This window comes from Companilactobacillus suantsaicola, assembly GCF_004745525.1.
Taxonomy (GTDB): Bacteria; Bacillota; Bacilli; order Lactobacillales; family Lactobacillaceae; genus Companilactobacillus; species Companilactobacillus suantsaicola.
Map to the genome: position 1 here is coordinate 33,050 of NZ_RKLY01000006.1, position 22,986 is coordinate 56,035.

Below are 22,986 nucleotides of genomic sequence, written 5' to 3' on the forward strand. Positions count from 1 at the left end.
TAGAACCGAAGTGTTATCTTTCATGGCTTTATTGAAACATTAATTATTCTAGAATGCAAGTTATTTATTCAATCTTCTGTTTCTGCCGGTCACAATTACTTCACGTGAAAGGTACTTAACCCGCTCCATAATCCGTTTAGCCTTAACTGGTTCTTCTTCTCCGCGTTGATTTACAGCTAGGTGTTGCTCTAATTCTTGCATTGAAAAGTTGGATGAAAAAAAAGTTGGCAAGTTTTCCTGCATCCGATATTGCAAAATAACTCCTAAAACCTCATCCCGAATCCAACTAGACATCGTGTCTGCTCCAATATCATCTAGCATTAAAATGTCGGCCACCTTGATCTTATTTACCTTACTCAAGACATTATTCTGACCGATTGAATCTTTCATTTCAATCGCAAATGTTGGGAAATGCATCAAAGTAGTTCTAACGTCATGCTTAAATAATTCATTAGCAATCGCACCTAATAAATAAGTCTTCCCCACTCCAAAATCGCCGGCTAAAAATAATCCTGGTGTAAAGGTATCAGAATTCAAATAATTATCGATGAAATCTAAAGCTTGAGCTAAGGCATCTTGTCTGCCATCACCATCATAGTCGTCGAGCTTGGCTTTTCTAATATCAGGAGCCATATCCATCAAGACAAAACTAGATTCATATTGACTGCGTTTTTCTCGATTCTGAGTTCGTTCATTAGGATAATACGCTACCTCGATATTGTGATTGCTAACAATCAATTTAGGGTAATATCCTTTTGACAATTCACTCTTATGATGCTTGTTATTGTAAAATTCATAAATACTAGCGGCACTGGCTGACAAGGCGTCGGAGTTAATTTTATCGTTATTTTCTTTTAAGAATTGTTGGACGTCTGGATCATTTAGGGCATTGTTAAGAAGACGGCGATAATCCTCCGTCAAATTTTTCGAATTCAAATACTCTGCTAATCTACTACCTAAATTTTCCATACTTAATTGTCCTTATTTCTCAATTTTCTCAAACGATCTTGCAGATCACTCTGTTCCTTAGTTGGACTGGCCTTCTTAGGAACCTTAGCTTTAACTTTACTCCAGTCAGTCGCCTGTTCGACTCGACGGGGTTTATTGTAACGCCGTTTAGGATTACGAGGGCGACTTTGAAAGTCACGGATTCTCTTTAATGCATCTTCTGGTGTTTTGACATCATTTTGTTGCCAATCATTAGCTACTGTTTCCATCAACGGTAGTTGTAAAGTTGGTGAGGTTTGCAAAATATAGTGCACCAAAATATTTAAGACTGACGTTGGCAAAATATCTTTCATCGCCATATTTCTTAAAGCATTAGATTCAACTGTACCTGTGAAGCCACCACTCTTTTGTTTCTCAGCTGCCAAAAACTCTGCTGGACGTAATTTCTTAGCTTGATTCAGCAACAATTGTTCCGAACGATTGAAATTCTTATCATCAGTCGTCGGAGCAACTGTTTCATTAACTTGTTGACGAACAGAAATATTGGCATTCTTTTCAAATCGATCTTGAACAGCTTTTTTCAAGCGAACTGGATCGATTTTATTCGTCACAATATTGGAAGTACTCCCAATCAAGTTTGACAAAACATTTTCATCAATATCATAAAAAGCATGCAAGCTCAAAATCAATTCCTGATTCTCCAACAAATCATCAGCACTGATTTTATACAATTGACCAACTCGATCAACCAAAAACTCCCAATCCAGTTGGGGAACTTTGTCAGTATCTAAAGCTACTTTTTTATTCTGCGGTTTCTTGGTAAAATCCGCTTGAATACTTGCCACTTGTGAAGGTGTATTGATCAAATCATTATTGTTCAGTTTGAAGACTTCGAGAAAATCTTTAGTTATTTCATTGGACCCTTTCAGGATAGAGTCCGACTGTGCATACTTTTGAGCCAACAATTTATACTTCGTTTCACCAATCTGTTCGTACAAAAAGATACTCAACAAATCATCCTTAAAGAATTCTTCAGCCGTTAATGGTTCTATCAACTGATAAATGTAATAAGGCCCAATCTCATCCTTTTTTTGAAAGGTTCGAATCAATCCTAAAGCTTCAGCTTTGATCCGAGCTTGGTAAAACCTTCTCAAATCAATCCCTAAAAGGCTCATTAAATCAGCGTGACTTTTTCTTTGTGAAACTAGTTCTTTATTAGGAACCTTTTCCCAAAGCAATAAGTACAAGCTAAATGATTCAATTCCTAAAATTGGCAAATACAAATCAGTTAGGATATGACGATCATCGTCATTTAAATGACCGCTAGGCAAACACCAATAGCCGACTAGTGACGTAAATTTATCCGATTCAAAATTACTTGCGGGCACTTAAATTCTCCTTACTTTTTATCAATTTTTTTACCATTCGACATCATTTCTTGGACTTCCTCCATGAAACCATTCATGTCTTTAAATTCACGGTATACACTGGCAAAACGAATGTACGTCACATCGTCAACTTTTGAAAGAATCTTCATAACATGTTCGCCAATAACTTGTGATCGAACTTCACTTTCACCAGTTGATCGAATGGCATTTTCTACCTTATCAACGATATCGTTCATTTGGTCCATTGTAACTGGGCGTTTTTCAGCAGCACGAACTAAACCACGAAGTAATTTTTCACGGCTGAATTCTTCTCGATTACCATTTTTCTTAATAACCAACAGTGGAGCTTTTTCTAACCTTTCAAACGTTGTGAAACGAGTCCCACAGTTCTCGCACTCACGACGTCTTCTAATGGCACGTCCTTCATCACTGGGACGACTGTCAATAACTTTTGATGAATCATGATGACAATGTGGACAAATCAAAATTCCAGCCTCTTTTCTTTATTAAAGTTGCGATACTAGTTTATCAAATTCATTTTGTAAGTGGTTCATATCGCCCGAATTATCAATCACAAAATCTGCACGACGCTTTTTCTCATCCATCGACATTTGCGAATTGATCTGTTCTAAGGCAACTTTTTTTGAAATACCATTACGTTGCATCAATCGGTGCAATTGAATCTGCGGTTGAACGTATAAACTAATCACGCCATCAAAATAGTTCTGATAATTGCCTTCGAACAATAAAGGTATTTCAAAAATAGAAATATCTGATTGCGTTGACTTTTTAACATCAGAAACTGTCTGTAATATTTCTTTTTTAATCAATGGGCGTGTAATCTGATTAAGCTTTTCAAGCTGTGTCTGGTCACTAAACACAATTGAACTCAACTTTTTGCGATTCAGAGTTCCATCAGCTAACAAAACACTGGAGCCGAATTGCCCAGTAATCTGTGCTAGGCCAATTGTGCCTAACTTAACCACTTCACGAGCTACATAATCAGCATCGTAAACAATAAACTTATTTTGTCTGAATAAATTTAAAACAGTTGATTTACCAGAGGCAATTCCTCCAGTCAAACCATAGATCTTACTCATTTTACTACCTGGCACTTTGGACAAAAATGGGTACCGCGACCGCCAACTTTAATCTTTTGAATCTCGGTACCACATCTTGGACAAGGTGTTCCTTCTTTTCCGTAAACTTTTAGATTATTTTGCATATTGCCTTTGTGACCAGTGGAATCAATGTATGAACGGACAGTTGATCCTCCTGACTCAATGGCAAGTTTCATTTCTTCATTTGAAGCATCAATTATTTTTTGGATCTCAGTGTCATTAAGATGATTAGCTGAAGTCTTGGGATGAATTTTAACTTTCCACAACACTTCATCAACATAGATGTTTCCTAACCCACTCATGACTGATTGGTCGAGCAGCACCGTCTTAATATCTTTACGATGTCGCAAGATCCTTGGTTTGAGATTATCAAACGTGAATTCTTTTGACAATGGCTCGGGACCAAGTTTTTTTAATGATTTATTATTTGCAAGTTCTGCGGTCGGCCAAAGTTGCATCCGACCGAATTTGCGAACATCATTATAAATCATTTTTTCGCCATTATCTAAGGTAAAAATGGCGTGTGAGTGCTTGTCAATAGCACTTGGATCAGCAGAAATTCGATAACGGCCTTCCATTCGCAAATGACTAATAATTGTATATCCATTATTCAAATGAATCAACAAAAATTTTGCCCGCCGACCAATATCTTCAATCACGGCTCCAGTAGTAAATTCAATGAATTGATCGACTGGACCAGTGATCAAAGCTTGGTAACGAATTTCAACATGGGTAATTTTACGCCCTTTAACTTGAGCTTGTAAACCACGTCTAACAGTTTCTACTTCTGGCATTTCTGGCATTCTATCACCTACTATTTAGCTTCATACCAAGTTTTCCCATGTGCCGTTTCAACTTTTAGTGGAACATCTAGTCTTACAGCAGAATCCATCACACTTGGCACTAATTTTTCTAAAGTTGGAATTTCTGATTTTGGTGCCTCAAAGATCATTTCATCATGAACTTGTAATAATAAGTTAGCTTGTAATTTTTCTTTTTCCAGCATCTTTTGCATATTGATCATGGCAACTTTGATAATATCAGCAGCACTACCTTGGATCGGTGTATTCATCGCTGTTCTTTGAGCAAAGTTACGCACATTGAAGTTCTTTGAATGAATATCTGGCAAGTAACGACGACGGTGCATGATGGTTTCTACATAGCCGTTTTCTCGGGCATATTTAACAATATCATCCATATATTTCTTAACGCCCGGATATTGTTCAAAGTAAGATTCGATAAAGGCAGCCGCTTGTTTTCGACTAATACCGATATTTTGTGATAAACCATAATCACTAATACCATAAACGATTCCGAAGTTTGTAGCTTTAGCTTGACGACGCATATTTGGCGTCACTTCATCAGTACTATCCAAACCAAATATTCTCATGGCTGTATGAGCATGAATATCATAGTCCTCATTAAAGGCTTCTTGCATATGTTCATCCCCAGAAATATGAGCTAGAACTCGCAATTCCACTTGAGAATAATCAGCCGAGAAAATTTCCCAATCTTTATGTTGTGGAACAAAAGCTTTTCTGATTTGTTTTCCTTCATCAATTCGAATCGGAATATTTTGCAGATTTGGTTCGATCGATGACAAACGGCCAGTTTGCGTCAACGTTTGAAGATAGATGGTGTGAATTTTGTTGTCCGGTTGAACAAACTTTTGCAACCCCACTACATAAGTCGATTGAATCTTCGAAATTTGTCGATAGTCAAGTACCATTTGTACAACCGGTGATTTATCTTTTAATTTTTCTAGAACATCAACCGATGTCGAATAACCAGTTTTAGTCTTTTTGATAACCGGTAGCTTCAAATCTTCAAACAAAACTACTCCCAATTGTTTAGGCGAATTGATATTAAATTCTTTACCAGCTTCTTGATAAATCTTTTGTTCAATTTCACTTAATTTAGTTGCAAAAGTATTTTCCATTTCCTTTAATTTAGGAACTTCAACGGTGATACCTTTGATTTCCATCTCAGCCAACACATTTGACAATGGCAATTCAATCTCATCATATAAGCTATCTTGATCGTTATCTTTTAATTCAGCCATCATCTTATCTTTTAGATCGAAAATGACTTTGGCCTTTTGAGCGAGGAAGTTCAACAGAACATTTTCATCTTCGGGAACAGCTTTTTTGACACCCTTACCATAAAATTCTTCTTCACTTGGCAAATTAATATTATAATTCTTTGCTACCAAACCAATATCTTGTTTATTATCGTTAGTATCAAGCAGATAAGCCACTAGTAGCATGTCAAATGTCACACCACTTAGGTCACAGCCATAACGATGCAATAACGCTACAGTCGCCTTATTATCAAAGAGATACTTCTCTTTGGTACTATCACTTAACCAAGCTTTCAACTTCTCATTCTCTAAAATAGCAAAATCGACTGTTCCATAAAAATCAGTTCCATCAGAAATCAAGAGACCGACAATTGGGTCAATATGATAATTATTACCAAATCCTTCAACGATTAAAGTATGAACCTTGTCACTTTGAACTATCTTCTCAATTGCAGCCTCATCCAAGGCTTGAACCTTGATCTCTTTTAAATCTTCAGCACTATCTTGAGGTACGTCCATTCGATCTAAGAAAGTTCGGAAATTCATTTTTTGATAAAATTGCAGTAATTGTTCTTGATTATCCCCTTGATACTCCAAATCACTTAAATTCAGTGAAACTGGTGCATCTAAGTCGATGGTAGCCAACTTTTTACTCAAAAAGGCTTTATCTTTATCATTGATCAAATGCTCTTTTAACTTACTCTTCTTCATCTCATCAACGTGTTCGTAGATTCCTTCAACACTGCCGTATTGATTGAGTAACTTAATAGCGGTCTTTTCACCAACTTTTTCAACCCCAGGATAATGATCAGATGCATCACCCATTAATCCCTTCATATCAATGATTTGCTTAGGAGTAAGGCCTAATTTTTCCTTAACATGTTCAGGGGTATAACTTTCTGTTTCTGTAACACCTTTGACGTTTACTTTAACCGTAATTTTATCAGTTGCTAACTGAGTCAAATCACGATCTCCTGTGATAATCGTGACATCCATATCATCCAACTGAGCTTTATGAGCCATGGTACCAATAATATCATCGGCTTCATAATCAGGTAATTGATAAGTTTTAATACCACGATAATTCAGCATTTCCTGAATCAGAGGCAATTGTTCCATTAATTCTTGTGGAGTCTTATCTCTAGTTCCTTTGTACTCATCAAACATTTTGGTCCGAAAAGTCGTTTTTCCAGCATCAAATGCCACCAATGTGTGCGTTGGTTTTTCATCTTTTAAAATTATTTCCAACATGTTGTTAAAAGCATATAAGGCATTCGTATGTATTCCATCACCATTGACGAACTTATCTAAAACATTGTGCATGGCAAAGAAAGCTCGAAACGAAACACTATTTCCATCAATTAAAAGTAATTTTTTATTTTTTGACATATTTTCTCCAATAGACACGAAATTAACTATTTCTATTTTAACAAAACAAAGACCGTTGTAACAGTTTCAGGGAAACTTAATAGGTGATTAATCCTTCGAAAAAATGCAAATAGCAGCATCAATTTTTTTCATATCGAAAATAAACATAAATCACCGAAATTAAAACTAAGCATGACAAAATGGTTAACAAGAAGAAGTCATTTTTAGTACCTAAAACAGTTTTAAAGTTTGAATCACTAGTTAAAGCCGTTGCCGAAATAACAACCGATAAAACATTTGTCCCCAGCGAACCGGCATACTGTTGCATCATACTGAAAAGTGAATTTTGGTCCGACTTCTGAGGTCCTTGAACTTGCATACTACCATCGGAAAGTGATGGGCCAAAACCAAAATTGAATCCCAATCTGACAACAATATAAATTATTGTAATACTAAACAAGCTTAAATTAGCACTCTTAAACCAAAATATAGCTGACCCAATCGTGATTAAAAAGCCGCTGATCAAAAGTGGCATCGTTGCACCTTTTTGATCATACAAATGTCCGGCATATGGTCCCAAAATTGCTCCCAAAAGTGACCCCGGTAAAAGCATCAAACCAGCTTGTGCCGAATCTAACTTCAAAACGGTTTGTGCAAATATTGGTAACACAAATGACAAGCCAATATTGATAAATTGCAGACTAAAGTAACTAAATAATCTTAATCTTAAAACTGGTAATTTTAGAATCGAAAAATCAATTAACTGACGTTTACTTTGATGGTTATACCAAACAAATATTCCTATGAAGGCAATGTTTACAATAAGGGCTATCAAAAATTGTTTTGATAAAAAGCTATGACTTCCAGCTTGATTGAAAGTAAATAAAATCATTGAAAAAATAATTGCCAATCCTAAGACACTCAAATAGTCAAAAGAAATTCCTTGAGTACCACTTGCTTTACCTTTAATAGAAAGCCATCCAATAACTGCTAACAAAATAATTAATGGGACTACGCCAATAAATATTTCACGCCAAGTCCATATTTTATTAATAATCCCGCCATAAGTTGGCCCTAAGGCTGGAGCTAATGAGATAACAACTCCCGCTAGACCAGTATATAGTCCCAGTTTTGAGACCGGAATCTCTTCAAAAATCAAATTAAACATTAATGGCGTTGATAAACCGGTCGCAATTGCTTGTAATAATCTACCAATCAGTAACACAGAAAAGTTTGGAGCTAGAAAACAAATCATTGAACCGATTAAACACAGTAAAGTCGCAAATAAGAAAATTTTTAGTGGCTCAAACTTTTTTAAAACGTAGGCAGTTGTACTCATAACGATTGTCGTTAATAATAAATATCCAGTCGTTAGCCACTGAACAGTGTTCAAACTAACATTCAAATCCTTTGTTAGAGTCGGAAAAGTTACATTCATAGAAGTCTCAATTAAAATTCCTGTGAACGACAATAGTCCGACTGCCAAAATTGATAATTTGACGCGTGTTGATACTTCATCTTTCAAATTAATACCTCTTCCACAAAAAAAAGCTATGACAATATGCTCTGTCATAGCTTCGTTTTTAATTTTATTGTTGATTAGGATTTAAGGTACTCAATAATTGTTCATAAGCAGTTTCATACTTTTGAACATCACCGGCACCCATAAAGATCATAACGGTATTATGATACTCCAATAATGGTGACATGTCATCAAGTGTTAGAACTTTACCACCCTTATGAATCTTGTTGCCAAGGTCTTTACTTGTAATATCCCCATGAGCTTCACGAATGGAACCGAAGATATTAGTTAAGTAAACTTCATCCGCTAAATCAAGTGACTTAGCAAAGTCGTCCATCAAGGCTAAAGTTCTAGTATAAGTGTGTGGTTGGAAGACTGCGATAATTTTCTTATCAGGATATTTTTGTCTAGCAGCATCAATTGTAGCTTTGATTTCTTGTGGATGGTGAGCGTAATCATCGATGATAACTTGATCAGCTACCTTCTTTTCACTGAAACGTCTCTTAACGCCACTGAATGTTTGGAGTTCACGATTAATCAAAGCGTGATCCAATTTTTCCATGTGACCGACACCAATTACGGCTAATGAATTCAAAACATTGTGTTCACCGAATAATGGAACTTGGAAGTTACCAATATTTTCACCATTAATTGAAACATCAAATGATGAACCTTTGACAGTACGTTTGATGTTAGTTGCACGAATGTAATCTGATTCGTTTAAACCATAAGTATAAATTGGTGTATCAGCTTGGATAGACTTAGCATGTTTATCTTCACCCCAGATGAAAATACCTTTCTTGGTTTTTCTTGCTTCGGATTCAAAGGCATCAACAACGTCGTTGATTCCACCAAAGAAGTAATCGGGATGATCAAAGTCGATATTAGTGATGATCAAATAATCAGGTGAGTATGCTAAGAAGTGACGACGATATTCATCGGCTTCAAAAACAAAGAATTTCGCATCCTTAATACCTTTACCAGTACCGTCACCGATTAAATAAGATGTTTTAGCAATTCCACTCAAAGTATGAGCTAATAAACCAGTTGTACTCGTCTTACCATGTGAACCGGCAATACCGATTGATGTGTATTCTGAAACTAGTTTACCAACTAATTCTGGATATGTAATTACTTGTAAATGCATATCATTAGCTTTTTTGATTTCTACTTGATCATCGTTAAAAGCGTTTCCTTTAACAATAGTTAAACCTTCGTGAATATTCTTTTCATCGAAAGGTAAAATTTTAATACCTGCTTGTTCAAGACCACGTTGAGTAAATGTGTATTTATCAATATCTGATCCTTGAACTTCATATCCTAAATCTTTCAAGATAAGTGCTAAAGCACTCATTCCTGTTCCTTTAATTCCAACAAAATGATAAACTGTCTTTTCCATAATAGCTCCTAATTGAACAAATTCTTTGCTTCTTCAAAATCAAATGCTTGACCAGCTTGACCATGATCAAGTACTAGAATACCACGTTTTTGTGGTGCATTAGGAATACCTAATTCACGAGCAGAACAAATCATCCCAAAACTGTCAACTCCACGTAACTCACCTGGCCAAATTTCTTTACCAGTAGGCATAACAGCACCTGGTAATGCGACTACAACTAATTGTCCTTGGTCAATATTTGGAGCACCGCAAACAATTTGAACTGGCTTATCCAAACCAACATCGGTTTGAGTGATATGCAAATGATCTGAATCAGGATGAGCTTTCATTTCATCCACATGTCCAATTACAAACTTAGGACTTTCATCAGCAACTAATTTGTCAGAAAAACCTGCTTTAGCAAGAGCCTCATTTAAAATGGCCACTTGCGATTCATTCAGAAAGACTTGACCGGATTCATTTTGAATTCCCAATTCTTTCCCTAAACCGAAGAAATTAAAACCAATGGCTTCATCATTTTCTTCGTTAAAAATACGTACTACATTATCTTTTTTGGTACTATCTTGAGTTTTGACGTCAGTATTTGTCTCAACAATTAAGATATCACCTAAAACTTCTGGATTATAAAAGCTTAATAGCAAGTTTTTCCCCTCACTTGATTAATTATTTGTTAATTACACTGTTAATAAAGGTCTCAACTTCTTCTTTAGTTTTGCGATCTTTATTTACTAGTCTACCAATTTCTTTGCCATTTTCAATAACAACAAAGCTAGGAATACCCATAATTGATAAATCTTGAGCAGCTTCCATGTTGTTATCACGATTGAAACTGATCCAAGTAAAATCAGAATATTCTTGTTCTAGTTCTGGCATCTTTGGTTCGATAAATTTGCAGTCTGGGCACCAGTCAGCGTGGAAAAATAGGACATACTTTCCTTCCTTTACTGCTTCATGCCAATCTTTTACATTATAATCTTCAATTTCTTTCATAATTAACTTCACCTCTGTCAATAAGATACTTTTTATTTTTAAAACGGTCAATTAAATGTTCTTGAACCTTTGAATGATATATAATAGTGGTAATATATCATTAAATCGAAATCAAGGAGTGATTTTTTATGAGTAAAAAAGGTATCGGTTCATTAATCGTCGCTGGTTCTGTACTTGTAGCTGGAGCTTGTGCAACAGTTTTAGTAAAACACCATCTAGATAGCGAAAAGATTATTGATAAAGTTAAGTCCGTTTTGGGCGAAGATAGCAAAGTCATTGGTTCCTGGGTTGAGCCATTCTACCAACGTGTTGACGTCAATGGACGTTCTACTTGGGGAATCGTTGGTGGCGTAACGACGATGGATGAATTTGACGTTGCTCAATATCACTTCATTGCTGATGCTATTACCGGTGAATTACTAAATATTAAAAAAGTACAATAATTAATAAACTAATTTTCAAAATGGGCTTTCAGGTAATTAATCCTGAAGCCTTTTTTTGAGAACTTTTCTTCGTATTCAGTTTCAATATTTTGGGCATTCATAACTTCATCATTATGTAAATCTAATGATAGTTCATCAAATTTCATACCAAAATTATTCATACTGATCAAAGAATATTCAAAAAGGCCTTGATTATCAGTCTTAAAGCGAAGATAACCATCATCCTTTAAAATATATTGATATTGTTTCAAAAAGCTCTTATAAGTCAAACGACGCTTTTCGTGACGCGTTTTAGGCCAAGGATCAGAGAAGTTCAAGTAAACTCCGTCAACTTCACTTTCCGCAAATAATTCTGATAAGTCAGCACCATTCGCCAAGAGTAATTGCAAGTTGGGCAATCTTAACTCAACTTGCTTTTTTAGTACCAAGGCAATTGCACCTTCTTGAACATCCATCGCAATATAATTATTTTGTGGATTTTGTTGGGCCAACTCAGTGATGAACTTTCCTTTTCCTGAACCAACTTCAATAAATAGTGGTTGTTCTTTTGCAAAACGGCTTTGCCATTTACCTTGCATACCTTCAGGTTGAACTGCAATTAGGTCAAGGTTTTCGTTGATCATATCCTTGGCCCAAGGTTTGTTTCTTAATCGCATAAATCAAAATTCTCCATTAATCTAGATATTTTTTCAATTGTCTTGGCATGTAAAAATAATTTACAAATACTAAGACGGCTAAACCAGCAATAATAATGATAAGACTATTAGTACTCATACCAAACTTATAAAGAATGGCAAAAGCACTGATGATCCATTGAATAGTCAAAATGACAGTACTCAATTTAGTAAATGAAGCAATCTTCTCTTTCCCAGAAATTGGATAAAGACGTTGCATCAAATTTTGCATCACTTCTTTGAAGTAAGGCTTCAATTGGAAACCAACCAAATAAATAAATAGCATTTCGACTATCAAAGAAATGTAAAAACTGTCAATCAAACATAGCATGATTGCTTGAATGATCGTCAAACGTAAAAATAGACCGATATATTCATTATTTCTAACAAATCCACGAGCAAAGAGGAATAAATATGTATTCCTCTTTTTTGGTTTGATGAAATTGAACAGACCGTCTAACCATTTCCGACGTTTAATTTTACTATTAACGCCGGGAACATCAGTAAAGAGATTATAAAATCGCTTGATACGAAACATTCGTTGATTTTCAGTAGCAATTGCATATTCCCAACGCAAGCGACCACTAGTTTCTAATGGTTTTACCCGCACATTCAAGAATAAGTAATAAACTAGCGCCACAACTATCATTGTTGCACTAAAGAAATATGTTGAAACAATCAACGATACCACTAACAAAATATTTGAAAACAATTTCAAATCTAAACTACCTAAATGATTCTCACCGTACAAAGCCATGAAATTAACATTTAGAAAACCTAACTTGAAAACGATCAAACCGATGGCTATCAAAACAATATCAATTATTTTTAATCCTGCTGCCCTAGATGCGAAAGCCGACAGCAAAAAATTGACCAAAGCTAGTGTCACGATTGGAATAAAGACACTGTAATTTTTAGCTGCTTTAAAATAACGATAAAATTGTTTTTCTTTTACTAGTAAGAACGTACTATCGGGATCTTCCAACAACGTCGCGATTCCACCGATTTGAACTGCTAAAAATAAAATCAGAATCACAATCGGCTTTCCCAATACTAATTGATGATGAATCGTACCCAAAAGATTAGAATACCAAAATCCTAAGGCCCCAATCAATACAATAAAGGCCAAAACAAAATTATCATTGAAAATCAAACGTAAATATTTAAACTGATTAAGCTGATGTCTTCTTAATCGTTTTTGCCAAAGATCAGTCATTATAAGTCCTCGTGTGACATCTTGATATAAATATCATCAAGATTAGTGTCTGCTTGCATGTTAAATTTCTTCTTCAATTCATCAAGCGTTCCATCAGCTCGAACTTGCCCCTGATTGATCAAAACAAATTTATCCGCATGATTTTGAACTGTAGCTAGAATGTGAGTTGACATCAAAACTGAACATCCCGCTTTCTTCTTAGCTTCAACAATATTTAATAAATCATTGACAGCTAATGGATCTAGTCCCGTAAATGGTTCGTCAATAATGAATAGTGATGCATCAGTCATGAAGGCACAAACAATCATAACTTTTTGTTTCATACCTTTTGAGAAATTTTGTGGGAACCAATCTAATTTATTGTCCAAACGAAATGTTTTCAACAATTTATTAGCATTCTCCCAAGTTTTATCATGATCCAAGCCGTAAGCCATGATCGTTAGGTCAATATGTTCTCTCAATGTTAATTCTGGATAAAGGATCGGCATTTCAGGAACATAGGCAATCTTCTTACGATATTTTTCTACATCATCATGCAAACTGATGCCATCAATCAAGATTTGACCACCACGTGGTGTCAAAAGTCCGATGATATGCTTGATCGTAGTTGATTTACCGGCCCCGTTTAGACCAATTAAACCAACGACCTGTCCACTTTCAACGGTGAACGTTTCTTTCTTTAAAACTGCTACTTGACCGTACCCTCCGGTCAGTTCTTTTACTTCTAAAGTCATGGATTAAACCACCTATTGTCTGTTTTTAATAATGTTAATATGATAGCATTGTAGTAAATATATTGCTGATTTTGAAAGGAGATTTTTTACATGGATGATTGCGTTTTTTGTAAAATTATAAACAACGAAATTCCAAGTACTACTATTTACGAAGATGACGATATCAAGGCCTTCTTCGATATTTCACAAGTCACACCTGGACACACTTTAGTAGTTCCTAAAAAACACGTTAAGGATATCTTCGCATATGACGAAGACTTAGCAGAACGTGTTTTCAAGAAAGTACCAATGATTGCCCGTGCTATTAAAGCTTCTAATCCTAAAATTATCGGAATGAACATTTGCCAAAACAACGGCGAGATTGCTTACCAAAGTGTTATGCACTCACACATTCACCTAGTTCCTCGTTACTCCAAAGATGATGCTTTCTCAATGCATTGGGGTGACAACACTGGTCTAGCTAGTGCTGAAGAACTACAAGAGCGTGCCGACAAGATCAAGGAAAACTTGGAGGATTAACATGAAATTTTTTAGTGGATTTGTAATTGGTGCTGTTTCAGGTGCCGCAATTCATCTTGTCCAATCAAAAGATGCTATATCTAGTGTTTATGATACCAAGATATTCCAGAATATAAAAGATTTTAAAGATATCTTAGTTGAACTACAGAAGAATTCAGCTCAAGTTCCCGAAGTCGTTTCTGGAATTTCTGATGACTTGAATAATTATACTAGAAGTATTAAACCAGATGTTGAAGAGCTACAAGCTTCAATTGCAGAAATGAAAGAAAATCTCGATAAATTCAAAAAAGACTAAGTTTAAATATGAATTTTTTGTGATTTTTTCCTAAAATGACACTCTTTTAACAACATTTTATGGTAGTCTTTTCAATTGTAGATATATTAATTAAGGATGTGTAAAGATGAATAAACGATTAACTAAATGGATCTTGGCACTTGCTGGTCTGTTAATGGTAACTGTTGTTGCTGGTTGTTCTGACAATAAAACTGTTGCCACAATGAAGGGTGGAAAGATTACCCAAGAAGAATACTACAAGGAAATGAAGAGTTCTTCTCAAGGTAAGCAAACACTTCAAACAATGATTATCACAAAGGCCTTAGAAGACCAATATGGTAAGGACGTTTCAACAAAACAAGTCACAAAAGAATACAACAAGTACAAGAGCCAATACGGTTCTTCATTTAGTTCAATTCTTCAACAAAATGGTATGACAACTGCTCAATTTAAGAAGAATATCCGTACTAATCTTCTTACAAAAGTTGCTTTGAAGAAGAACAAGAAAGTTACTGACAAACAACTAAAGAAAGAATGGAAGAATTACCAACCTAAGATCACTGTTGCACATATCCTTGTAAGCAAGAAATCAACTGCTGAAGAAGTTATTCAAAAACTTCAAGACGGTGGCGACTTCACAAAACTTGCTAAAGAATACTCAACAGACTCAGCTACAAAGAACAAAGGTGGTAAATTAGCTGCCTTTGATAACGATTCAACAAGTATCGATACTGACTTTAAGACAGCTGCATACAAGCTAGACAAAGTTGGTGACTACACAACTACACCTGTTAAGACAAGTTACGGTTACAGTGTTATCAAACTTCTCAAGAAACCTGCTAAGGGTACTATGAAGGATCACGAATCAGAACTTAAATCTAAGTTATATGCTTCATGGCTACAAGATTCAACAGTTATGCAAGGTGTTATTTCTAAAGTCTTGAAGAAGGCTGATGTTTCTATCAAGGATAGTGATTTGAAAGACGTTCTTTCAGGTTACGTTTCATCATCTTCATCAAGTAAAAAATAATCAATAAATTAAAAGAACTCTAGATTTTTTCTAGGGTTCTTTTTTGATTAGTGATTAACTGCCGTCTTCCCTATTCAAAAATAAGGAAGAATATCGACAAAAAAGAGAATCCTACTTATTGCAGCAATTCACTGCAGTTTAGTAAGATTCTCTTTTGCATTTCTATCAACTCAAAAACTTAACTATGTTTATAGAACGAACGGTTATCTAGTCCGAAAATTCGTTCAGAGAAATTGCCATTTTCGGTTTTATCCAATGCTTTGGTAATCATATTGATCGAAGCATCCATCATATCAATGTTATGCAATACTTCAGCCTCTAACAACTTAGGACGCTCTGGTGAACCATATTCTAATAAGCCGTGATGAGACAAAATCATATGTCTTAGAAGAATCATGTCTTCGCTATCCAAACTAATATCTAAATCAGTTGCTGCTTTAACAATTTCTTCATCAACAATAGTAATATGGCCTAACATATTACCTTCAAATGTATATTCAATATCCAAACTGCCTGACAATTCAATGATCTTACCAAAATCATGCAAGCAGGCTCCAGCAATCAATAAGGCACGATTTATTTGTGGATACAGATCTGCCATCTTTTCAGCAATCCGCACCATACTTAATGTGTGATAGGCCAGGCCGCCTTGGAAATCATGATGATTGCTTTTGGCAGCGGCACTGGTGAAGAATTGGTCATGATACTTCTTAAATAAATAACGCACGATTCGATTCCAAGCGCCATTAGTGATCTGTAAAAAGACATCATCAAACTCATCTTCCATATCCTTGCGCTTCATAGGAGCCGTTTGAACGAATTGTGACATATCAACTGTCTTTTCGTCTAAAACGCCGAGACGAGTAATATTTACTTGCGGTTTACCTTGATAGAGATCACGCCGACCTTCTAGTTGAACTACTGCTCCAACGTGGAATTTCTGGGCATCTTCTTGACTGGCATCCCAATATTTCCCGGGAATCTGCCCTGATTTATCTTCAAAGACCAATGATAAAAAATTCTTGCCATTCTTAGCCAAGCGAAAATCTGAACGTTTGATAATAACTTCCAAACTCATATTCTCACCTTTATTAAAGTCAATAATATGTTTGGCCACTATTTATTCTCTCCTTCCAAATTTAAGATGTGATCGTAAGCTACGTCAGTTGGTTCTTGTGCTGTTACATAAATCACTTGATTAGTTTGTGCAATTTTTTTAATCAGTTTCAAAACATTGTCCGTTCTAGTAATGTCAAAATCAACAAAAGCATCGTCAATCAAAATTGGTAACTTGATCAAATCTGAAATTTCGGTCACGAATGCTAATCTCAATGATAAATAAAGTTGAACAGTCGTTGCTTGTGATAATTCGTGAACGTCAAACTGATTCTTATTTGTACTCCAAACAACGATACTATTATTCTTGAAATCAATTCTATTATAATTTTTATTCGTCAATAGTGAGAAATACTGTGTAGCTTGGGCAATCATCTTAGGATAACGATTTTCAGTTGCAATATTTAGCATCTCTTTGATCCATTGACTAGCCAATTTCTTAGCTAACCAGTCATCATAGTATTCAATGATATCAGTCTTATTTTGAGCTAATTGATCGACTACCTTTTGATACTGCTTATTGTCAAAAATCTGTTGCATTTGTTCCTTTAAAGAGCCCATTTGTCGACTCAATTGATTATTTTTCTCCGTCAATTCAGTCTTTTGAGCAACCACTTGATTCAAATCATTAATCAATGCATCATGATTGGAATATTGTTGCAAGTTGCTCAAATCATCGCCTAAAAAGGCTTTATCTTGTTTAATTTGATTGAGAGTACTTTGATTTCTGACTTGTCTAGTGTGCAGTTGAACAAATGATTCAACGCTAGGTAATTGATATTTGGCGACAATTTGATTGATCTCTTCATTAATAGTTTGCAATCTCTGATTACGATTATCCGTCATTTTCTGAGTGGCAGATTCATTCTGTTCGTTTAAATCAGCTCGTGCTTTAATTTGATCTAAGTTTGAGAAATACTTTTCGATTTGTTCATTATAATTATCTTTTTTATATGACTTATCTAAGACATTTAACTCAATTAAGATATTACGCCACTTATTCAAATCTACTTCAATCGCATCGATACCATCGACTAAACTCTTTTGCGAAGTTCGAAAGTTTGCCAGTTGGATAACTGTACTTTGCAGATTCAAAATATTTTCTCGGGTTAAGTTCAAATAACCTTTTTGTTGTAAGAATGGAAAGTTACCATCACTTTCCAATTTCTTATTACGCCCTTGATACCAATACCAAACGCCACAGGCAATCGCCACTACAGCAAAGATCATTTTTAAAGGATTACTAGTAACAAACATCAAAATAACCGCTGCAATAGTAATTATCAAAGGTAAATTATAATTCTTGGTATTTGGTTCTGGGGTAATATCCTCTAATTCTTGACTTGTTAGCGGTTGCATATCCTCGGACAATTGCGGATTATCTTTAAACAATTGATCCACTTGTGCATCAACTTTTAACAACTTAGCTTTCATATCGTCACGATGAAATTGCAGATTTTGTAACTCAAATTTCTGATTACGAATATAATCCAAACGTTTTTGGTGTTGACGATAATTTTCCAAAATTGCTTTTTCAACATTGTTTAAGGTTGCTACTCTACTGGTTGTTGAAGTTTCCGCTAACGTACTGAGTTCTTGGTTATCAGTTAAAAAGTTTTCCCAGTCCTCACTACTAATTTGTACCTCTTCATCAACTGGACTAGCCATCTGAAATTGTTCATAACGAACCCATTTCTTATCTAAATTACGTAAACCATTCTCTTTTTTACTGATTGGTTCCAATAACTTCTCGTTAGTGTCAAAATCATTTTGAGTCTTCGCTAGTTGTTCAGTAACTCGTTTATAAGCAACTTGCTGATTATCAAATTCAGCTTTTTCAGCTAAAAGATCATCTCGCTCTTTTAATTTAGCAACCAACGGTTGTTTCTGACCACGTTTCTTATAAATAGTTTCAGCAGCTTGATTAAACTTATCTGCTGTCGCTAACCATTCTTTACTACCGACTGCACCGACGGACATGATTTCTGTTTCTAATTGATTTTCATCCAATCCATAAATAGAAAAGATATTCTTATCATCGAAAACGTGGGTATTTTCAAAATCATCTTTGGTGAAGCTACCAACAATCTCCTTAATTAAACTATCCGGAACATGTTGACCATCGTGAAAGAGACTTAATTCTCCATCACCTTTCCCCTCGATCCTTTTGACCAGCCAATGACTTTGATCATCAGAGAGAAACTCCAGTTCACCACCGTATTTACTACTGTTCTTAGGCTTGTACTGTAAAAATTTATTTTCCCCACGACCAGAAGCAAATCCGAAAAGAATGCTTTTAATAAAGTTTAAAAGAGTTGTTTTACCTGCTTCATTGGAACCAAAAATAACTTGATAATCCGATTTAAAGTCGAATTCTTGATCGACCCATTTACCAAAGCCATAAATTTTTGCTTTAACTAATTTCACGATTATTCTCCAGTATATTTTTGATTAATTGTATTTTTGGTTAATTCAATTATGTGTTTTAAAAAGTCCGGTTGATTGATATGCTCTCGAATTACATCAGAACTGTATAGTTTGCTATCAAAATCTTTGATTCTATCCAAGTCAATCGCCTTTTCTTGGGCCTGATCCCAGTACTTTTGGTCGATTGCCGACAATTGAGCATTCTTGTTGAACTTTAAATTGATTTTATACAACAATCCTGGCGTATTAAACGTCAAAATCTGTAGTAACAATTCATTGCGTTCGATTGTCTTTAAAACGTCCTGGTGTAATTCTTGTGCATCGTCGATCGTCAAGGTCAATAACTGCGGTTTTGCCAAAAGATCAGTTATTTTGGCAATCAACGAATCAATCGAGTCCTGACTATCAACAGTCAAGGATTCTTTAGTCCAGGTATAAATGCTGCTCTGGACAAACTTCAATTCGGTCGTATCGTTGGTAACTGAAACTAAATAAAAGCCTTTAGGAGTAGTTTCGTTTTGATTACGACCTTGAATATCACCCGGATAAACAATCGTGGGATTAGTATGTAAAACCTCTCTTTTATGGATATGTCCCAAAGCCCAATAGTCGTACCCTTTAGTTAACAAATCACTGATGGTAAAGGGCGCATAATTATTATCAGCGACACCTGCATGCAAGATGCCAATCTGATAATCAAAATCACCGTGCTCAGGATAATCTCGAACCACATTTTGATTGATATGTTGTTGAGTATAACTAAAGCCAGTAATACCGACAGTCTTTCCATCCCTAGCTGTAAGTACCTTTGTCTCAGGGGTTGCTCCGAATACGAAGACGTTGTCAGGAAAATTAACGACTGAAAAATTATTTCGGTAGTAATCGTGATTTCCATAAATCATAAAAACCTTGATTCCCGCCTGCTTCAGTTCTTCAAATTGAGCCTTCAAAAACATTTGTGCCTTCAAAGAACTGTCAGTATCATCAAAAATATCCCCTGCCAGGATGACAAAATCGACCATCTCATCGATTGCCGTTTGAAAAATCTTCTTGGCAGCTTCATAGGTGGACTCTTTTAATTTAGTTTGTAAATCTTTAGAAAAATTACTGATTCCAACAAATGGTGTGTCCAAGTGCAGGTCAGCTGCATGCAAAAACTTCATTCTAAAACTCCCCCGTAAAAGAAAAGGACTTGAGCAAAAATACCTAAGCCCTAAGTCCTTATTATTTATCTTGATAAATTTCAGCGATTGGCTTTGAAATGATTTTATTCAATTCATCCATCATGGAATTCATTTTTTGTTCTTTTTCCATCAAGTTTTGAATTTCGCTGTAGTTTGAAAGTTGATCTGTCAACTCACGCATGGCATTGATATCATCATCGGTGATTTCTTGACCTTGCATTTGTTTTTGTTGTAATTCAAATTGTTTGTTTTGAACTTTATCAAAAAGTTTGTAGGCTAGGTCGTTAGCTTTAACTGCTTCAAAAGCTAATTTCAAGTCTGAAACCTCTGTCGTCTTTCTCAAATCTTGTTCGAGTTGGTTGGCGCTATCATAAATGTTCATACAGTCCTCCTATTGACCAAAAAAATTCTTAATATCATTATACCATTCTGAGGCTTTATCTTTAATGTTTTCTACACCATCTTCGATAGTTTTTGTAATATCACTACTGTCAGAATCATCTTGATTATCAGTTGCTAAACTTGAAGCGTCTTTAACTCCAAAACTAGTTTGTTTAGTTTGTGGCAAGATGTTTTGCATTTCATTTTTAAAGAGTGATGCCACACCATTTTCACTGTAGCTGTGAAGGAAATGATTTTGATCACTAGAATCAAAACCGATCCAACTGGCAACGACGACATCAGGTGTGTAACCAATCATCCATTGATCCTTAGTACCGGCGTAACCCCAATTGTCAGGGACTTCAGTACTACCGGTCTTACCAGCAATTTGATAACCAGCGGGTTTAGCTGTTTTACCAGTACCTTCGTTGTAAACTCCTAGCATCATACTAGTCATTTCTTTAGCAGTATTTTTACTGATGATTTGCTTATTCGAAGTGTTGGTATTGTTTACAATCACGGTACCAGTTGAATCAACAATCTTAGTAATGAAGTGAGTCGAAGCCAATTTACCTTCATTGGCAAAAGCTGTATAAGCACGAGCCATCTGTAATGGTGAAACACCAGTTTCCAATCCACCTAATGCCAAAGCTAAGTTACGGTCATTCTTGTGAACATCGATTCCAAAGTTTTCCACTGAGGAAACACCTTTTTTAACGCCAATTTTATCTAGCAACGCTACGGCAGGAACATTTTCACTCTGGACTAATGCCTTATACATTGGAATCGTCTTCGAGTAAATACCATCAGCGTTAGTTGGGGTATATTTATTTTTCCCAAAACTAGTTACCTCATTTGGCAATTCTGAATCATAACTGTAGCCATTTTCAATCGCCGGTGTATAAACTGCCAACGGTTTAATCGTTGAACCTGGCTGACGTTTCATCTGAGTCGCACGGTTGTAGCCTCTAAAAGTATGCTCACCACGACCACCGATTACCGCTAAAATACCACCCGTTTTTGGATCAACCGCAATTGATGCTCCTTGAACTTTGGTACCATCAGCTGCATTGGCTGGGAATAAATAACTGTTATCAAAGGAATTTTGCATCTTCGTTTGAATATTTTGATCCAATGTAGTGTAAATCTTATAACCCTTATTCAAAATATCGTCTTCTTTAAGGCCATACTTATTAACCGCTTCAGAAATTACCGCATCAAAGAAGTAAGGATATTTATAAGAACTATTACCAGAATAATTATCATTTAAATAGATTGGTGTATTCTTGTAATATGAAGCTTGCGAACTCGTCAATTTGTTATTTTCAACCATCAAGTCTAAGACTAAATTACGACGAGCTTTGGAATTAGTCATGCTATCAATTGGATTGTAATTATTAGGAGCCTTCAAAATGGCAGCTAACACTGCGCCCTCAGCAGGATTAAGTTCTGAGGCATTCTTACCAAAATACTTTTCAGAAGCATCTTGGACACCCCAGACACCATTACCAAAATAAGCGTTGTTTAAATACATCGTCAAAATTTCTTTTTTAGAATAGACACGATTGATCTCAATCGACAAGAATAACTCCTCACCTTTACGAGCAAGTGTCTGCTTTTGGGTCAAAAGTGAATTCTTAGCCAATTGTTGCGTCAACGTACTACCACCACCTGTGATACCGTGATGAATCAAGTATCCCAGAGCTGCTCTAGCGTATCCTTTAATACTAAAACCTGGATTAGTCCAAAATGTTCGATCCTCGGTCGAAATTACCGCATTTTGAATATTTGTTGAAATCTTATCGTAACTAACATAAGTACCCTTGTTAGCATAAAGTTCACCTGCATCATCACCATCTTTGTCCAAGACAGTTGTCTTTGTTTGTAGCGATGACTGCAAATTTTGAACATTAGCAGTTTTGGCTTTATAGGTCCAGAAACCACTTAAAACTAAAATCATTGTTAAAATTAAAAGAATGATCCAGCGCGTAATCTGGAATCTCTTCCAATACTTCTTAATGAAAGTCCAAGCAATTTGTAATTTCGGTTTGAGCCAATCCCAAAACCTGTTGTCATTATTCATTGTTTAAATACCTCTGTATAAGAACAAATTTTATCACATTATCGAAACTTTTTTTAATTTACTCACCAATATTTAAGGAGCCCACAATT

Annotated in this window: 22 protein-coding genes; 4 read left to right on the forward strand and 18 right to left on the reverse strand. The window is 35.5% G+C overall.

The features are described from left to right. Positions 1 to 60: 60 nt before the first annotated feature. The 10 genes from dnaI to EGT49_RS03385 all read right to left on the reverse strand — a co-directional run bounded on the left by dnaI (position 61) and on the right by EGT49_RS03385 (position 10,816). A complete protein-coding gene (gene dnaI, locus EGT49_RS03340; RefSeq protein ID WP_135371545.1) occupies positions 61 to 969 on the reverse strand; it encodes a primosomal protein DnaI in 909 nt (302 codons plus the stop codon). A 2-nt stretch (positions 970 to 971) separates the two neighbouring features. Beyond that, positions 972 to 2,336 carry a replication initiation and membrane attachment family protein gene (locus EGT49_RS03345; RefSeq protein WP_135371546.1) on the reverse strand — a complete coding sequence of 455 codons (1,365 nt, stop codon included), beginning with the start codon at positions 2,334 to 2,336 and terminating at the stop codon, positions 972 to 974. An 11-nt stretch (positions 2,337 to 2,347) separates the two neighbouring features. Further along, positions 2,348 to 2,821, reverse strand: a complete 474-nt coding sequence (gene nrdR, locus EGT49_RS03350) for a transcriptional regulator NrdR (RefSeq protein ID WP_135371547.1) — start codon at positions 2,819 to 2,821, stop codon at positions 2,348 to 2,350. A 21-nt stretch (positions 2,822 to 2,842) separates the two neighbouring features. After that, on the reverse strand, positions 2,843 to 3,436 hold the full coding sequence (gene coaE / locus EGT49_RS03355) for a dephospho-CoA kinase (protein WP_135371548.1): 594 nt from the start codon (positions 3,434 to 3,436) through the stop codon (positions 2,843 to 2,845). Continuing rightward, complete coding sequence (gene mutM, locus EGT49_RS03360) at positions 3,433 to 4,260, reverse strand: DNA-formamidopyrimidine glycosylase (protein ID WP_135371549.1); 828 nt, start codon at positions 4,258 to 4,260, stop codon at positions 3,433 to 3,435. The genes coaE and mutM overlap by 4 nt, the downstream gene beginning before the upstream one ends. A gap of 11 nt (positions 4,261 to 4,271) precedes the next feature. Then, complete coding sequence (polA, locus tag EGT49_RS03365; protein ID WP_135371550.1) at positions 4,272 to 6,926, reverse strand: DNA polymerase I; 2,655 nt, start codon at positions 6,924 to 6,926, stop codon at positions 4,272 to 4,274. A gap of 118 nt (positions 6,927 to 7,044) precedes the next feature. Beyond that, entirely contained in the window at positions 7,045 to 8,436 is a 1,392-nt protein-coding gene (locus EGT49_RS03370; RefSeq protein WP_425456244.1) for an MFS transporter, read from the reverse strand. Between the two features lie 58 nt (positions 8,437 to 8,494). Beyond that, entirely contained in the window at positions 8,495 to 9,826 is a 1,332-nt protein-coding gene (gene murC, locus EGT49_RS03375; RefSeq protein WP_135371552.1) for a UDP-N-acetylmuramate--L-alanine ligase, read from the reverse strand. Between the two features lie 8 nt (positions 9,827 to 9,834). Next, complete coding sequence (ytpR, locus tag EGT49_RS03380; RefSeq protein WP_135371553.1) at positions 9,835 to 10,467, reverse strand: YtpR family tRNA-binding protein; 633 nt, start codon at positions 10,465 to 10,467, stop codon at positions 9,835 to 9,837. Between the two features lie 22 nt (positions 10,468 to 10,489). Further along, positions 10,490 to 10,816, reverse strand: coding sequence for a thioredoxin family protein (locus tag EGT49_RS03385; protein ID WP_135371554.1), 327 nt, complete (start codon positions 10,814 to 10,816; stop codon positions 10,490 to 10,492). 128 nt (positions 10,817 to 10,944) lie between these two features. Between EGT49_RS03385 and EGT49_RS03390 the strand changes: the two genes are divergently transcribed. Continuing rightward, a complete protein-coding gene (locus EGT49_RS03390) occupies positions 10,945 to 11,259 on the forward strand; it encodes a hypothetical protein (RefSeq protein WP_135371555.1) in 315 nt (104 codons plus the stop codon). Between the two features lie 8 nt (positions 11,260 to 11,267). Here the strand turns inward: EGT49_RS03390 and trmB are convergent, their stop codons facing one another. The 3 genes from trmB to EGT49_RS03405 are packed head-to-tail and all read right to left on the reverse strand — an operon-like array spanning position 11,268 to position 13,883. Further along, positions 11,268 to 11,915 (reverse strand): tRNA (guanosine(46)-N7)-methyltransferase TrmB, encoded by a 648-nt coding sequence (gene trmB / locus EGT49_RS03395; RefSeq protein WP_135371556.1) that lies wholly within the window; start codon positions 11,913 to 11,915, stop codon positions 11,268 to 11,270. A 16-nt stretch (positions 11,916 to 11,931) separates the two neighbouring features. Further along, the gene (locus EGT49_RS03400; protein WP_135371557.1) at positions 11,932 to 13,149 is read right to left on the reverse strand and encodes an ABC transporter permease; all 1,218 of its coding nucleotides are present in this window, start codon (positions 13,147 to 13,149) and stop codon (positions 11,932 to 11,934) included. Beyond that, the gene (locus EGT49_RS03405; protein WP_135371558.1) at positions 13,149 to 13,883 is read right to left on the reverse strand and encodes an ABC transporter ATP-binding protein; all 735 of its coding nucleotides are present in this window, start codon (positions 13,881 to 13,883) and stop codon (positions 13,149 to 13,151) included. The genes EGT49_RS03400 and EGT49_RS03405 overlap by 1 nt, the downstream gene beginning before the upstream one ends. 90 nt (positions 13,884 to 13,973) lie before the next feature. On the opposite strand from EGT49_RS03405, the gene EGT49_RS03410 reads away from it, so the two are divergent. The 3 genes from EGT49_RS03410 to EGT49_RS03420 all read left to right on the forward strand — a co-directional run bounded on the left by EGT49_RS03410 (position 13,974) and on the right by EGT49_RS03420 (position 15,706). Further along, entirely contained in the window at positions 13,974 to 14,402 is a 429-nt protein-coding gene (locus EGT49_RS03410) for an HIT family protein (protein WP_135371559.1), read from the forward strand. A gap of 1 nt (position 14,403) precedes the next feature. Next, positions 14,404 to 14,697, forward strand: a complete 294-nt coding sequence (locus tag EGT49_RS03415) for a hypothetical protein (protein WP_135371560.1) — start codon at positions 14,404 to 14,406, stop codon at positions 14,695 to 14,697. Positions 14,698 to 14,803: 106 nt separating this feature from the next. After that, on the forward strand, positions 14,804 to 15,706 hold the full coding sequence (locus tag EGT49_RS03420; protein WP_135371561.1) for a peptidylprolyl isomerase PrsA: 903 nt from the start codon (positions 14,804 to 14,806) through the stop codon (positions 15,704 to 15,706). A 178-nt stretch (positions 15,707 to 15,884) separates the two neighbouring features. Here EGT49_RS03420 and EGT49_RS03425 read toward each other — a convergent pair whose 3' ends face one another. The 5 genes from EGT49_RS03425 to EGT49_RS03445 form a co-directional block, all read right to left on the reverse strand. Then, on the reverse strand, positions 15,885 to 16,826 hold the full coding sequence (locus EGT49_RS03425) for a 3'-5' exoribonuclease YhaM family protein (RefSeq protein WP_246013794.1): 942 nt from the start codon (positions 16,824 to 16,826) through the stop codon (positions 15,885 to 15,887). Next, complete coding sequence (locus EGT49_RS03430; RefSeq protein WP_167849740.1) at positions 16,823 to 19,249, reverse strand: ATP-binding protein; 2,427 nt, start codon at positions 19,247 to 19,249, stop codon at positions 16,823 to 16,825. The genes EGT49_RS03425 and EGT49_RS03430 overlap by 4 nt, the downstream gene beginning before the upstream one ends. A 2-nt stretch (positions 19,250 to 19,251) precedes the next feature. Next, the gene (locus EGT49_RS03435) at positions 19,252 to 20,412 is read right to left on the reverse strand and encodes a metallophosphoesterase family protein (protein WP_135371564.1); all 1,161 of its coding nucleotides are present in this window, start codon (positions 20,410 to 20,412) and stop codon (positions 19,252 to 19,254) included. A 61-nt stretch (positions 20,413 to 20,473) separates the two neighbouring features. After that, a complete protein-coding gene (locus EGT49_RS03440) occupies positions 20,474 to 20,815 on the reverse strand; it encodes a YlbF family regulator (RefSeq protein WP_135371565.1) in 342 nt (113 codons plus the stop codon). A 9-nt stretch (positions 20,816 to 20,824) separates the two neighbouring features. Next, positions 20,825 to 22,897 (reverse strand): PBP1A family penicillin-binding protein, encoded by a 2,073-nt coding sequence (locus EGT49_RS03445; RefSeq protein ID WP_135371566.1) that lies wholly within the window; start codon positions 22,895 to 22,897, stop codon positions 20,825 to 20,827. Positions 22,898 to 22,986 lie beyond the last annotated feature (89 nt).